This window comes from Agrilactobacillus composti DSM 18527 = JCM 14202, from assembly GCF_001436375.1.
Lineage (GTDB): Bacteria > Bacillota > Bacilli > Lactobacillales > Lactobacillaceae > Agrilactobacillus > Agrilactobacillus composti.
Map to the genome: position 1 here is coordinate 155,557 of NZ_AZGA01000002.1, position 15,126 is coordinate 170,682.

13 protein-coding genes and 1 riboswitch are annotated in these 15,126 nt (G+C 42.0%); of the genes, 3 read left to right on the plus strand and 10 right to left on the minus strand.

Going from position 1 to position 15,126, the window contains the following annotated elements; translation table 11 throughout:
- Positions 1-7: 7 nt before the first annotated feature.
- The 7 genes from FC83_RS01045 to FC83_RS01075 form a co-directional block, all read right to left on the minus strand.
- On the minus strand, positions 8-793 hold the full coding sequence (locus FC83_RS01045) for an inositol monophosphatase family protein (protein ID WP_035451609.1): 786 nt from the start codon (positions 791-793) through the stop codon (positions 8-10).
- Positions 793-1,074 (minus strand): UPF0223 family protein, encoded by a 282-nt coding sequence (locus FC83_RS01050; RefSeq protein ID WP_035451607.1) that lies wholly within the window; start codon positions 1,072-1,074, stop codon positions 793-795. The genes FC83_RS01045 and FC83_RS01050 overlap by 1 nt, the downstream gene beginning before the upstream one ends.
- Positions 1,075-1,212: 138 nt before the next feature.
- Entirely contained in the window at positions 1,213-2,619 is a 1,407-nt protein-coding gene (lpdA, locus tag FC83_RS01055; protein ID WP_057002274.1) for a dihydrolipoyl dehydrogenase, read from the minus strand.
- Between the two features lie 7 nt (positions 2,620-2,626).
- On the minus strand, positions 2,627-4,300 hold the full coding sequence (locus FC83_RS01060; RefSeq protein ID WP_035451604.1) for a dihydrolipoyllysine-residue acetyltransferase: 1,674 nt from the start codon (positions 4,298-4,300) through the stop codon (positions 2,627-2,629).
- Between the two features lie 27 nt (positions 4,301-4,327).
- A complete protein-coding gene (locus FC83_RS01065) occupies positions 4,328-5,305 on the minus strand; it encodes an alpha-ketoacid dehydrogenase subunit beta (RefSeq protein WP_035451602.1) in 978 nt (325 codons plus the stop codon).
- A gap of 1 nt (position 5,306) precedes the next feature.
- Entirely contained in the window at positions 5,307-6,422 is a 1,116-nt protein-coding gene (gene pdhA / locus FC83_RS01070; protein WP_035451601.1) for a pyruvate dehydrogenase (acetyl-transferring) E1 component subunit alpha, read from the minus strand.
- A 309-nt stretch (positions 6,423-6,731) separates the two neighbouring features.
- Positions 6,732-7,634 (minus strand): cation-transporting P-type ATPase, encoded by a 903-nt coding sequence (locus FC83_RS01075; RefSeq protein ID WP_035451600.1) that lies wholly within the window; start codon positions 7,632-7,634, stop codon positions 6,732-6,734.
- A gap of 232 nt (positions 7,635-7,866) precedes the next feature.
- Positions 7,867-8,029, minus strand: a riboswitch (M-box (ykoK) riboswitch).
- A 183-nt stretch (positions 8,030-8,212) separates the two neighbouring features.
- Here FC83_RS01075 and def point away from each other — a divergent pair.
- Positions 8,213-8,776 carry a peptide deformylase gene (def, locus tag FC83_RS01080; protein WP_057002275.1) on the plus strand — a complete coding sequence of 188 codons (564 nt, stop codon included), beginning with the start codon at positions 8,213-8,215 and terminating at the stop codon, positions 8,774-8,776.
- A 69-nt stretch (positions 8,777-8,845) separates the two neighbouring features.
- Here the strand turns inward: def and FC83_RS01085 are convergent, their stop codons facing one another.
- Genes FC83_RS01085 through FC83_RS01095 form a run of 3 tightly spaced genes read right to left on the minus strand, consistent with a single transcriptional unit; the run spans position 8,846 to position 12,890 of the window.
- A complete protein-coding gene (locus FC83_RS01085) occupies positions 8,846-10,615 on the minus strand; it encodes an ABC transporter ATP-binding protein (protein WP_057002276.1) in 1,770 nt (589 codons plus the stop codon).
- Positions 10,612-12,336, minus strand: a complete 1,725-nt coding sequence (locus FC83_RS01090; protein ID WP_035451599.1) for an ABC transporter ATP-binding protein — start codon at positions 12,334-12,336, stop codon at positions 10,612-10,614. The genes FC83_RS01085 and FC83_RS01090 overlap by 4 nt, the downstream gene beginning before the upstream one ends.
- Before the next feature lie 26 nt (positions 12,337-12,362).
- Positions 12,363-12,890, minus strand: coding sequence for a hypothetical protein (locus FC83_RS01095; RefSeq protein ID WP_057002277.1), 528 nt, complete (start codon positions 12,888-12,890; stop codon positions 12,363-12,365).
- 283 nt (positions 12,891-13,173) lie between these two features.
- On the opposite strand from FC83_RS01095, the gene FC83_RS01100 reads away from it, so the two are divergent.
- Complete coding sequence (locus FC83_RS01100) at positions 13,174-13,395, plus strand: DNA-directed RNA polymerase subunit epsilon (RefSeq protein WP_035451598.1); 222 nt, start codon at positions 13,174-13,176, stop codon at positions 13,393-13,395.
- Complete coding sequence (gene rnjA, locus FC83_RS01105) at positions 13,392-15,077, plus strand: ribonuclease J1 (protein WP_035451597.1); 1,686 nt, start codon at positions 13,392-13,394, stop codon at positions 15,075-15,077. Before FC83_RS01100 ends, rnjA begins: the two co-directional genes overlap by 4 nt.
- Positions 15,078-15,126: the final 49 nt, after the last annotated feature.

Sequence of the window (15,126 nt, forward strand, 5' to 3'; positions counted from 1 at the left end):
ATTCGTTTTAATCCTGTTGTTGCAAAGCAACAATTTGTGCATGCGTCCGTTCCGTTCCAATTAGCACAATTTTAGATGATAACATACTTAGGGGGTTGCCGTCAATATCTGTCACCAATAGGCCCAGTGTTTCCGCCATAACTTTACCCGCAGCAAAATCCCAGGGCATTAGATGAGAAACGTAGCCATTTTCAATACCTTGCAACACTTTTGTAAATTCAATGCCGGCACTGCCGATGATCCGTGCCCCTGAGCTTTGGCCGACAGCTGTGGCCATATGGCGTACATCTTTGCGTAACAGTGGCCCTGAGACACCCAATAGGCCATCTGCCAGATTGAGATTTTGAGGTTTTGGTAAAGCCAATTCATTTTTATAAACCCCAAGTTCTGGCCCGCCCCAAAAAATGTTGCCCGCCACAACGTCCATAATCACACCTACGAGACCAATGCCATCTAAGTAAGCCCCAATCATAATGGCAAAGTTTTCTTTTTCCTTGACGAAATTCATCGTTCCATCAATGGGATCCACAAAAAATACCAAGCCAGCTAAGTCATCGACTTGATCACCAAAACCTTCTTCTCCCACAATTCTTGCTTTGGGATAGGCCCGGCGAATCTCACCGACGAGATGTTTTTCAGTGAGTTTATCCACATTCGTTACTAAATCATTACGATTAGATTTGGTTTCAACTTGCAAATCGTCATGCAGATGTGCTTTCACATTTTCAGCCGCAGCCGCAATCCAAAATTTGATTTCACTGGCTAACTGCCAAATATTGATAGATTCAGACACTATTGCCCCTCCTTAATATGGACCTGGGTTCCAGTTGTCGCCCGGGCCGCCTGTATAGCTTGATAAATCGAATAACCAGATACCGTGTTAAATTGTTTATCTAGTTGTTTTTCTTGCATCTTGCTGGGTACAATTTTCTTAAAGACCTGATATTTATCTAGCAAAGCCGCTTTATTGATACCTTTTTCAAAAGCTTGCTCGACGGCATTATAGAAATCAACCACCTGCACAATTTCAGCGGTGGACCAGTCTGTATCCAACGGGTACGTATAGTTCTCCATTAAAAAAACACGCTCCAATTCGTAAAACCTGACTGCCGAAAAAATCAGTTAGTGTTTATTATACAACATCCCACAAAAATAGAGCACCCACTTTCTGAAATTTTCATTCCCAGGAAGTGACTGCTCTGAAAATACTGCTTAAATATTGGTTGGGAAGCCTTCAGCAACGTCAGCTGCATCCATAATTGCTTCACCTAAAGTTGGATGTGGGTGAATAGTTAATGCTAAATCTTCAATATTCATCCCGGCTTCAACAGCAACCGTTAATTCTGAAATCAAATCACTGGCACCAGGGCCAGCTACTTGCCCACCAAGTAAAGTACCATCTTTTTTATCAGAGATCAGTTTCACAAAACCTTCCGTCTCATCCAAAGAAATGGCCCGTCCATTGGCAGCAAATGGGAATTTAGAAGCTTTCGCATCATATCCCTTGTCCTTAGCTTCGGTTAAAGTTAACCCGGTGGAAGCTAACTCTGGGTCACAATAACATACACCTGGCATTGCTTTGTAATCCACGGCCGACTTCTTACCAGAAATTGCCTCAGCGGCAATCTTGCCTTCATAAGAAGCTTTGTGGGCTAAAGCCGCACCAGCTACAATATCGCCAATAGCATAAATGTTTGAAACGTTAGTCCGGCCTTGGTTATCGACTTCGATCAAGCCCCGTTCACTGGTTTTAATACCCGCTTGTTCTAAGCCCATGTCATTGGTGTTAGGGCGCCGTCCCACAGTGACCATGACATAATCCGCTTTAATGCTTTGGGACTTGCCATCGACTTCATATTTAACCGTGACATCTTTATCAGTTTGAACCGCTTCTTTAGCCATGGCATTGGTGATCACATCGGTCCCCTTTTGTTTGAAGTTGTTCAAGACCAAGGCAACCATGTCCTTATCAAAGTTTGGCAAAATTGACGGTGTCCCTTCTAAGATAGTCACATGTGCCCCTAAATTAGTATACGCACCAGCTAATTCAGAACCAATGTAGCCACCACCAATAACCACCAATTCTTTAGGAATTTCTGGTAAATTTAAACCACCCGTGGAATCTACTACCCGGCCTTCAAATTTAAAACCAGGAATCTCAATGGGGCGACTGCCGGTAGCAATAATTAAGTTCTTAAATGTATAAGTTTGCGCACTGTCTTTTTGAATAACTCGGAAACTATGACTATCCTTTAAAAAAGCATCCCCCATAATCAGGTCAATTTTATGCTTTTTAAAGAGCATCGCTACACCTGAAGTTAAGCGGTGTACCACTTTATTTTCTTTCCAGTCTTGGGTTTTAGCCCAGTCAATTGATGGTTTTTGAGTCGTAATGCCAAAAGTTGAGGCATCACTGGCATATTGTAAACGGTGGCCGGCATTAATCAAGGCCTTTGAAGGAATACAACCCACGTTTAAACAAACCCCGCCAACAAATTCTCTTTCAATGACTGTTACTTTTTGACCTAACTCAGCGGCATGAATTGCAGCAACGTAACCCCCAGGTCCAGAACCGATGACAACTGTATCTAAGTCAATTGCGAAATCTCCAACTACCATTTAATCCTCATCCTTCCATCAACAATAATTCAGGATCCGCTAATAATTTCTTTAATTCATTCATTGCTTCTTGGGCATAAGCGCCGTCAATCAAACGATGATCAAAAGATAATGACAATTTCATCATAGCACCCACAGCAATTTGGCCATCAGTTGTCACATAGGGTTCTTTGGCGATACGGCCAAAGCCAAGGATCGCAACTTCAGGGTAATTGATAACTGGGGTGAACCAACCACCGCCAATAGAACCAATGTTACTGATAGTAATCGTGCCAGAGCGCATGGATTGTGGTTTGAGTTTATTGTCTTTAGCTAATTCAGCATTTTCAGAAATTTCCTTGGCAATTTCAAAAATACTCTTCTTATCCGCATCTTTGATATTTGGCACATATAGGCCGTGTGGTGTATTGGTAGCAATCCCGATATTGAAGTAATTCTTATGCACGATTTCTTGGGCGACGTCATCAATTGACGCATTCAAATCAGGATAATCCTTGACTGTAACAACTAAAGCCTTGACGACATAAGCTAAGAAGGTCAAATGAATGCCCCGATCAGCAGCAACCGTCTTGTATTTCTTACGATGGGCCATCAACTTAGAAACTTCGACGTCATCAAAGATTGTCACATGTGGTGCCGTATGCTTACTGGTGGTCATTGCCTTAGCAATAGCCCGCCGTGTTGGTGACATCTTTTCACGAACTTCACGATCAGGTTCGGTGGATGTGTAAGCTTTAGGTGTCTCGGCCGCAGCTGGGGCTGCAGTAGCTGTAGGTGCACTGGCCGGTGCAGCTGTACTAGCTGGCGCAACAGCAGGCGCACTGGTGCCACCGGCAATAAAGTTATCCACATCTTGTTTGGTGATCCGATTATGATTCCCAGTAGCTGGGACTTGTGAAATATCCACGTCATGTTCTCTGGCATATTGCCGCACAGATGGCATGGCTAAAACTTCCCGGTTAGGATCACTGATGGCAACCACATTATTTGGCGTTACTGCAGCAGGACCGCTGGCCGCATTTTGAACTTGTGGTTCAGGTGCATTGGCTGGGGTGGCAGCGGGTGCACTGCTACCGGCACCCACGGGTGTGGCATCATTATGGCCAGGGGCATCAATTTCAACTAAAACTTGGCCAACTTCCACCGTATCCCCTTCATTGGCTACAATGTTAGTAACTTTACCAGTCACTGGTGAAGGAATTTCTTCAACGGACTTATCATTTTGAACTTCTAACAAAGTGTCATCTTCATTGATGGTGTCGCCAACTTTAACGTGCCACTTGACGATTTCACCTTCCACAATACCTTCACCAAGTTCTGGCAGTTTAAACTGATAAACTTTGTCGGCGGAACTTGAAGCAGTGGGTGCTGGGGTAGCAGCGGGCGCCGCTGTCGGTGCTGCAGCCGCCGGTGTTGCCGCTGGGGTATCATTACCAGCAGCGCCTGGTGCATCAATTTCGATCAAAGGCTGACCGACTTCCACAGTGTCGCCTTCATTAGCCATGATATTGAGTACCTTCCCAGTAACTGGTGAGGGAATTTCCTCAACTGATTTGTCGTTTTGCACCTCCAGTAAAGTATCGTCTTCATTGATGGTATCACCAACTTTAACATGCCACTTGACGATTTCACCTTCAACGATACCTTCACCTAGTTCGGGTAGTTTGAATTGATAGGCCATAGTTTTCTTCCTTTCTATATCCAAAAATTAGTAGCTCATAGCTTCTTTTACTTTAGCTTCAATATCACTGGCATTTGGTAACCAATCATTTTCGGCTTGGCCAAATGGGAATGGTGTATCTGGGGCAGCCACAAAACCAATTGGGGCTTCCAGAGATAAAATCGCTCTTTGCGAAATTTCAGAAACAACATTATTGCCCACGCCAGCTTGTCGTTGTGCTTCTTGAACAACCACAACCCGACTTGTTTTCTTCACTGAAGCTAAAATTGTTTCGTAATCAATTGGAGAAATCGTTCGTAAATCAATGACTTCAGCATCAATATTTTCTTTTGCCAAATTGTCAGCGGCCTTTAAGCTCTCACGAACCATGGCCCCATAGGTGACAATCGTCACGTCTTTACCAACCCGACTGATGCCGCATTGATCTAGAGGCACTTCATAGGCTTCATCTGGCACTTCTTCTCTAAAGGAACGATACAGTTTCATATGTTCCAAGAACAATACCGGATCGTTGCTCTTGATGGAAGACAATAACAAGCCCTTAGCGTCATAAGGATTGCTAGGAATGACCACGCGAATACCTGGAAATTGCGCAATTAAGCCTTCAAAGTTATCTGAGTGCATTTCTGGCGTGTGAACCCCGCCACCAAAAGGTGAACGAATCGTAATCGGCATAGAACGGGTATTGTCCATCCGATAACGCATGCGTGACATTTGGCCGCCAATTGAGTCCATGGTTTCAAAAATAAAGCCAAAGAATTGAATTTCAGGAACGGGCCGCAACCCTTCTAAAGCCAGGCCAATAGCCAAACCGCCAATACCTGATTCTGCTAAAGGTGTATCAAATACTTTGTCTTCGCCGTACTTTTCTTGAAGACCTTCAGTGGCCCGGAAAACACCACCATTTTTACCCACATCTTCACCAAAGACAAGTACTTTGTCGTCTTGTTCAATGGCTTGGCCCAACGCAGCAGTAATTGCCTGAATCATCGTTTTTTTTGCCATATTAGTTCGACTCCTTTTGACGGTAAATATTTAATTGTTCCTTGATATTTTGGGGTTGTACTTCATAAGTGTTGGTCAAGAATTCACTGACAGTTTGCTTTTCAGCTTTATCTGCCTGATCAACTGCATCCTTGATTTCAGCCTTGTATTTTTCTGTTAGTTTTTCTTCTTGTTCATCGCTCCACAAACCCTTGCCTTGTAGGTAAGTCCTGAAGCGATTAATAGGATCTCTTTGATGCCATAATTCGTCTAGCTCTGCCGAACGATACCGTTTTGGATCGTCCCCTGATAATGTATGCGGGCCATAACGATAAGTCATTGTTTCAATTAACACGGGTCCATTGCCAGCTAAAGCCCAATCTCTAGCTTCTTTGCAGACTTCATAAACTGCTAATGGATCCATCCCATCGACTTGAACCCCAGGAATACCCACAGCAACTGCTTTTTGAGCCAATGTTTTAGCCACTGTTTGTTGTGATCTTGGCACAGAAATTGCAAATTCGTTATTTTCAACAATGAAAATTGCAGGGGCATCAAAATGACCGGCAAAATTCATGCCTTCGTAAAAGTCCCCCTGTGACGTCCCACCATCGCCCGTATAAGCAAACGCCACATTCTTGTTACCTTTGATCTTTAAACCTAAAGCAACGCCCGCAGCTTGAACATATTGCGCGCCGATGATAATTTGTGGTGGTAAAGCTCGGAGATCATCTGGGTAGTGATTGCCTTCAACATGGCCCCGTGACCATAAAAAGGCTTTATATATTGGTAATCCGTGTTGAATTAATTCAGGTACATCCCGATAACGAGGTAAAATAAAATCCCCTTTATCCATTGCGTAAACACTAGCCATTTGGCTAGCTTCGTGTCCGGCCGTCGGCGCATAAAAGCCCAATCTTCCTTGCCGATTCAAAGCCGTAGAACGTTGATCTAAGACTCTAGCCCAGACCATTTTAGACATCAATTCAACTAATTGATCATCAGAAAGATCTGGTAGGTGATCTGGGTCAACAATCTCACCTTTTTCGTTGAGGATTTGCACCATTTTGAAGTCTTTGTCTTCATCTTTGATGAGCGCTTCAAAATCCAGCAACTTCGAGTTTTTTTTATTTGCCATAGATATTCAGTTCCCTTCTTTTTATCTGTAGCAATACCGTCGAGAAAACTGTATTACTATTTATCCCTACAAGTTAAAATTATCATTATGCAAGCGCTTTTGCAAGCGATTTAATCTATTTTTGAATTATTTTTTGTCTTGGTATTCGTGAATTATATAACTAGTTGCTAACCGGATGCTAGCTGTTATAGCGAGTCAATAAATTTTATCTTAAACTGTATCTATCTGCATATCTATTTTAACGCAAAAAAAGAATACCACCAACAGATTCTCTCTGTAACATGGTATTCTTGAACATTAAATTTACTATTAGGCTGCTGCAAGCAGCGCGGGCTGATCGGTTGAGGTTAACGCCGGGCCATCGAGGGACGATTCGTAAGTTAAAACGATTGACGTCTGCTGTCGAAAATCAGAGCTGTCAACTTGATCGCCATATTGATTGGCTGAACCAGCTGTTAAGTTTTGAATCATAATTTCTGGACTAACTGTTGTTGTTGCTGTAGTTGTCTGTGTGGATTTAGTTTGTTTAAAGCCCTTGAAGAATTGTTGGACCTTTACCAAAGCACTTGCTGCCAGATTTAAAATAGCTTGCATCTTTTGTACCTTTAGCACAGCAAAACTTGGTGTTGCAATTAAGTCCTTGCCAGTGGCCATAACCACTGCAAAACCTTCACCTGAAATCACTTGCGTCCCAATAGTTGCCGTAGTGGCATTCAATTGGATATCACTATCCTCAAAAAAGCTCACATTTGCTGGCAGATAATCACCAGTTGCTAACAAGATAATATCTCCAGGTACTAATTGTGCCCCGGTAATTCGGCGGCTTAACCCACTGCGAATAACCAAAAATTCAGTTTGCGTAATGGTTTGAATCTTTTTAACAATTCGATTAAAACGCATCATGTGAACGACTTGAAAACTTAATAGGCTCACTAATACGCTCAGTACGGTCATGGCGGGCAAAATCACGTGGTCTGCCCATAATAAACTGCTTAATGCCAATAAACCTAAGGCAGTGGCAGTCTTTAAATCAGCTAAGACTTGTTGCAAAATAGCTTGTGGTTGCAGCGATGTAAATTCATTGCGGCCAAATTTCTCAGCACGTTGTCTAACTTCACTAACGGATAAGCCACTTGCCTGTGTCATTTGCACACGTAAAGCTTTAGCTGTGGAAAAATTGTAATTTGTCATCACAAATAAGCTTTTGAACATTGTACTACCCTCCTCTGTTTGATACAGAAGAAGTTTTTGTTCAACCACATATTTACATTAATATTTACATTTGCAAAGAGGTGGGTAAAACGCCAGACTTCTTCTGCTGATCACCTATATCCGTCGCTCCAGGTTTAGAATCGTTTTGCATTTTACACTCACCTCTCTTTGTTGTTTAAATTTAATAACTTTTAAAAAAGAAAAAGACACCACAAACAATTGGGGTGTCCACGAGAAATCCCAATCGTTTAGTTTTAGCACTATATGACGTAGAATGATATCAGCTGTATTAGAAAGAGCCTTCATGGGCAATTCCAGTTGACTCGTTGGCATCTCTCGATGTTTCTGAGCAACAGCGTATTTTCATATAGGAGCCTCACCTAACGGGACATATTTATCTTTTTTAGTTCATAATCAAGTATACGCGCCTGAGCAGCATATGTAAACAAATATACGTGTTCTTCTAGTGTTTGTCAACCATCTGCCAGATTTTTTCATACCTAATGGCGATGATGCTTTTAATGAAGCATTTGTTGTGGTAACATTTTATTCGAATTGAAATAACGGAGGGAACTATTTTGATATTAATGAAGGATATTGTACGAGATGGCGATCCAGTATTGCGCCAAGTTGCCAAAAAAGTTGAATTTCCACTAAGCGCTGAAGATCGTCAATTAGCTGCTGATATGATGGCTTACCTAGTCAACAGTCAAGACCCCAAAATCGCCGAAAAACATCAGCTACGTGCCGGTGTTGGTTTAGCGGCCCCTCAGGTCGGTGTTTCCAAACAAATGGCTGCCGTATTGGTACCGACGGATAATCCAGATGATCCCAAACCAGTTTTAAAGACGGTTTTAATTAATCCTTTAATCATTGTCCAATCTGTCAAAGATGCCGCGCTAGCCGAAGGCGAAGGCTGTCTATCTGTAGACAAGGATATCCGCGGTTACGTGCCCAGACATGACCGCATCACGATTCGTTGTCAAGATATGGCTGGCAATACCATCCGCTTAAAGCTTAAAGACTATCCCGCAATTGTTTGCCAACACGAAATTGATCATCTCAATGGTATTTTATTTTATGACCACATTAACAAGGAAAATCCATTTAAACTCAAAGACAATACCGTTGTAATCGAATAGTTTTTTAGAAATGACCTGACAAAAAAGGCCCTTAGCGTGATATTACAGCGCTAAGGGCCTTTTTTAATCCTAACTTTCTATAGCGTCGGCATCTTCAAATTGACTATTGTAAAGTTGGGCGTAAAAACCATTTTTTGCCATCAGCTGAACGTGATTGCCCTGCTCAATAATTTCGCCGTGTTGCATGACCAAAATCAAATCAGCATTGCGAATTGTTGACAGTCGATGGGCAATCACAAAACTGGTACGACCAGCCATGATTTTATCCATAGCCTGTTGTAACATTTGTTCCAGCCGTGTATCAACAGAACTAGTAGCTTCATCTAAAATCATGATGGCTGGATCAGCAATAATTGCTCGGGCAATGGTCATAAGCTGCTTTTGCCCTTGGGAAACATTATCAGCTTCTGAAGAAATCATGGTCTGATACCCCTTAGGCAAGGTGTGCACGTAATAGTCAATATTAGCTGTTTTAGCCGCATCGACGACCTCATAATCACTGGCTTTTAATTTTCCAAAACGAATATTATTGGCAATTGTGTCCTTATACAACCAGGTATCTTGTAAGACCATCCCAAATTCTGAACGCAATTCTTGCCGGGCAACTTGTTTGGTGTCAACACCATCTAGTAAAATTTCGCCGGCATTGATCTCATAAAAACGCAACAATAAATTTATCAAAGTAGTCTTACCAGCCCCGGTGGGCCCTACGATGGCTACAGTACTGCCGGGCGTAGCCGTAAAGGTTAAATTTTTGATCAAAGGTTTGTCAGCTTGATAGCTAAAAGAAACGTTTTTAAATTCAATTTTACCTCGGACTGGTTTTGGCAAATGCTGTTGAATACCAGTTTGAGTTTCATTAGGTTCATTTAAAACTTCCATGACCCGCTTGGTGGCCGCTTGACCTGCTTGTAAGATACTTGAAATCTGGGTTAAGGAAGCTAATGGCTGGTTGACCTGCCAGATATACTGAATAAAGGCTTGGAGGTTCCCAATTGGAATGACGCCACGTAATACGAAAATGCCCCCGATCGTCGCCATGACGGCATAGGTTATATAGGCAATTGCCGAAACCAATGGCATCAAAATACCAGAAATAAAGGCTGCTTTAAACCCATACTGCGTCAAGTTTTGATTGACCTCATGAAAGGCTGCCATGGTTTTTTGCTCATGGCCATAGGCTTGCACTTCAGTAAACCCAGTAAAATTTTCTTGAACTGTGGCGTTTAATTGTCCTAATGTATTTTGTTGCCCATCAAAATATGGTTGGGATTTTTTGAGGATCACTTTAGACACCAATAAGGTGGCCGGAATCATCCAAAGGGCAATCAAGGCCATCAGCCAATTAATGGTAAACATCATGATCACCGCCACAGTAATCCCAGAAACTGAATTGACAGCTTGAATCAGTCCTTGTTGTAAGGCATTCGTAATGGCATCCACATCATTTGTGAATCGGGATAATAAATTTCCCAGTTGATGTTTATCAAAATAATTTACTGGCAGCATATTTATTTTTTTATCCAAGGCATGCCGCATACCCGCCATGGAGCGCTGAACAGTCAGGGTCATGAGGTATTGCGAGAAAAACAACGACACTTGGTAACCTAAGGCAAAAATTAAAATAACACCAATCACTTGTAAAACGTAGTTAAAGTTCACGGCCCGATGCTGGGTCAACGCCCGGGTAATTTCGGTGACAATCAAACCCATGGTCACTGGCCACAAAGCATTAAAAATAACCGAAAGTACCGTACTCAATAGGGATAAAAATAAATTACGGCGATTGGGTTTTAAAAATGGGTGTAGTTGTCTTAAGGAACGTAACATTTCGTTCATGCTAATTCCTCCTTTGACAATTGTGAATAGGCAATATCTTGATAGACCTTATTTTGCGCCAACAAGGTTTCGTGGGTGCCTTGGCCCACAACAGTACCTTGATCTAAAACCACAATTGAATCGGCCCCTTTAATGGTCCCAATTCGCTGGGCCACAATAATAATCGTGCTGCCTTGTAAACGTTCAGATATCTTAGTTCGCAGAGCCAAGTCAGTTTTATAATCTAGCGCTGAAAAACTATCATCAAAAATGTAGATGGCCGGTCGACGAACGATGGCTCGGGCGATGGAAAGCCGCTGCTTTTGTCCCCCTGATAAATTATTGCCCCCTTCTGTTAAAAGCGTGTCTAGTTGTTGCGGCATCTCTGCCACAAACTGCTTGGCCTGAGCAATATCTAAGGCGTCCCATAATTGGGCATCACTAGCATCTGGCGCACCGTACTGTAAATTCTCCCGAATCGTCCCATTGAAAAGCATGGCTTTTTGAGAAATGAAGCCAATCTGCGTCCGTAAATCAGCCAAATCAAATTGCTGAATGGGCACGTCGTCGATCCACACCTGGCCACTGGTAGCATCATAAAATCTAGGGATCAATTGAATCAAAGTCGACTTGCCACTGCCGGTACTGCCGATAAAGGCGTTGGTTTTACCTGGGGCAATGGTCAGATTAATATCCCGAATAACTGGTTCTTCTGCATCCCCATAAGAAAATGTCACCTGGTCAAAAACTACTTTACCACTGACCTTTTGTACCACAGGTTTAGCAGCAAGTTCGATTTCACTTTTAGTATCTAACACTTCTTGAATCCGTCGTGCCGAAACTGCGGCTCTAGGATAGAGCATGAAGACGCTGGAAAACATCATGAAAGAAAAAAGCACGTGAAAAATATATTCCACAAAAGCAATTAAACTACCAATAGCCAAACTACCGCCATTAATAGCGACGGCCCCTTGCCACAAAATAAGCGCAAATACAATATTGAAGATAAAAGAAAATGCCGGTTGGGCCACGGCCATTAAAGTATATAAATTGGTAGAACTCTTCATATAAGCCTGATTGACCTTTGAAAAACGGGCTTGTTGAAACTTTTCCCGAACAAAAGCTCGAATCACCCGAATACCAGACAAATTCTCCCGCATATTTTGATTGATTTTGTCCAGATTAGCCTGTTGTTTTTCTGACATTGGTTCGGAGTAATGGGCAATCACCATGATACCTAAGAACAAAATCGGAATGGCCATAAATACAAAAATAGACAAAAACGCGTTGGTGCGGACAATCATAATCGCTGAGATCACAAACATGATCGGTGTCATAAAACCTGTTCTGAAAACCATCTGTAAAAAAGTCATCACTTGAAAAGCATCATTGGTGGTCCGCGTAATTAATGACGCACCCCCAATTTGTTTATACTCTTTTTGGGAGAACTTCAAAGCTGCGTTAAATAGGTCATTGCGAATATCCCGTACAATGAAGTTCGTCAGCCGTGCGCCAGTGAAGGCCAAGCCGATTAACCCCACCATCCCAATTAGGATGATCAAAAACATTAACCCACCAAAATGGTAAACAGCATTAAAGCTATTTTTGTTGATTCCCTTATCAATCATTAATCCCAAAATTGTTGGTAGGCCCAATTCAATTAGTGCAAAACCCAATACGCAGATAAAATTCAATAAAATTAAACCCTTGTACTTTAACGCATATTTTAGCATTAACTGCATTCAATCCACTCCATCTATCATATTCATTAATCCGTCCCATGCGTCTGCAGTTTTTCCAAATCTGCTTTGCGCATATCTTTCACATATTCAATCGTTGGTTTGTTAGTCATAAAGGCCACGTCCACATGAAAAAAACCGTCTAGTACCCAATAATCGCTAATAATAAAGGGTGTATACTTAGGCATTGCCGAAATAATGCCATTGTCAGCTGCTTGTTCATTGAGTTCTGCTTCAAACTTTTGAAAAAAAGCTGCATTAAAAAAAGCCACATCATGTTCGGCCGGATCTTTAATTTGCATTTTATATTCAAAGACCATGATGCCACGACCCCAGATTTTTTGAACTGGATCAGAGGTCAGGTCAGCTTTAAAATTGAAAATTTGTTGATACGTAGTCGCCTGGGCTTCTAAGGTAGCGACAAACATTTTGTCAGTTATTTTTTGACTATGTCTTAAGAGAATCTTCAGTGCTGAGTTGCGACGCACTCGTTTCACAATGTAATATATAAACACAATGAGCACAACGCTCAATAATGCAATTAGAAATGTAGTCATTTGACGCACTCCTTAATGGATATCTAAAAAAACATTCCATCACACATGATAGCAGAATAACCACTGTCTTGCATACATTAAAAATGTACTTTAATTTATAAATATGATATATTAAGCATAATTGTTGTTTATTCAACAGCGGGATCGGCAGGAATAGCTGTTAATCGCATGCCTAGGCGTAGCGTTAGCCTTAACTCACCTAGCGTTTTAATGGGTATTCTCAAATTAAAAACTAATTTTTCTGACATAATTTATTGTCACATTACAAAAGGAGTATTGATACATGATTTTTAAAGTTTTATATCAAGCAGACAAACATTTAGCACCAAGACGGGAAACGACACAATCCATTTATATTGAAGCAGATAACATCGTGGATGCCCGGGCTTTAGTTGAAAAAAATACGGATTATAACATCGAATTCATTCAAGAATTATCCGGCAAATTCTTAGAATATGAACAAAATGAACCCGATTATAAACTCACGGAGTTCACTAATAAATGAAGTTAAAAGTTAAAAATAATGAAACAGCTGTATTTGCTGTGGGTGGACTTGGTGAAATTGGTAAAAATATGTATGCCGTCCAATTTCAAGATGAGATCATCGTCATTGATGCCGGTATCAAATTCCCAGAAGATGAACTTCTAGGCATTGATTACGTCATCTCTGATTATTCTTATCTGGCACAAAATGCCCAAAAAATTAAGGCTTTGGTCATTACCCACGGCCACGAAGACCACATTGGTGGTATTCCATATCTGCTAAAACAAGTTCCTAATATCCCCGTTTATGCCGGTCCTTTAGCCTTGGCTTTGATCAAGGGTAAGTTGGAGGAACACGGCCTTTTAAAGACCACGGAACTTCATGAGATCAACGAGGATACTGTACTCAAGTTTAGAAAAACCAAAGTTAGTTTCTTTCGCACAACCCACTCCATTCCTGATACGTTAGGTGTAGCGGTTGAGACACCGCAAGGCGTTATCGTGGAAACCGGGGATTTTAAGTTTGACTTAACGCCAGTGGGTGATCAACCTGCCCCCAATTTGCAACGTATGGCTGCTTTAGGTCAAAAAGGTGTTTTGCTATTGATGTCTGATAGTACCAATGCCGAAATTCCCAATTTCACCAAATCTGAACGCTTTGTGGGTCGTTCTATCCGCCATATCTTTGAAGGCATCGAGGGTCGCATTATCTTCGCAACTTTCGCCTCAAATATTTCTCGGATTGCTCAGGCTGCCGATGCAGCTATGGCGCACGGTCGTAAAATTGCGGTCTTTGGTCGGAGTATGGAAACAGCCATTGTAAATGGGCGTGAACTGGGCTATTTAAATATTCCAGACGATGCGTTAATTGATGCTAATACGTTAAATAGTACACCCGCTGATAAAGTCATGATTTTATGTACTGGTTCTCAAGGTGAACCTATGGCTGCCCTAAGCCGGATTGCCGCTGGGACCCATCGCCAAATCACGATTCAACCCGGGGATACTGTTATTTTCTCCAGTAACCCAATTCCTGGCAATACAACTTCTGTCAACCACACCATCAACTTGTTGTCTGAAGCTGGTGCGGAAGTCATTCATGGTAAAGTTAACAACATCCATACTTCCGGACACGGTGGTCAAGAAGAGCAGAAATTAATGCTGCGCTTAATGAAACCTAAGTTCTTTATGCCCGTCCATGGTGAATACCGGATGCAACGGATCCACTCTGAATTAGCTGAAGCTTGTGGCGTGCCCAAAGATAATATCTTCATTATGGAAAACGGTGACGTTTTAGCCCTCACCAATGACAGTGCGCGCCGGGCTGGCCACTTCCCTGCTGGTGATGTTTATGTCGACGGTAGTGGGGTCGGGGATATTGGCAGTGTTGTTTTAAATGACCGTAAAATTTTATCTGAAGAAGGTCTAGTTGTCGTAGTGGCAACCATTAATTATAAGACTGGTGAAATCTTAGCTGGGCCGGACTTGCTTTCCCGTGGTTTTGTTTACATGCGTGAATCCGGTCCCTTAATTAAAGAATCCCAGCGCCGTATCTTTAGAGTCATTCGGAATACCTTCAAACAAACTGATCATGTCAATGAAGCTAAAGTTCGAGATGCCATTGTGGATGGCTTGCAGGATTACCTGTTCGACCAAACTGAACGGCATCCGATGATTTTACCGATGTTGATTTCTGCAAACTAAATAGCTATTTACTTTATACGCTTGGAACACTAAAGGAGGCTGACGACAA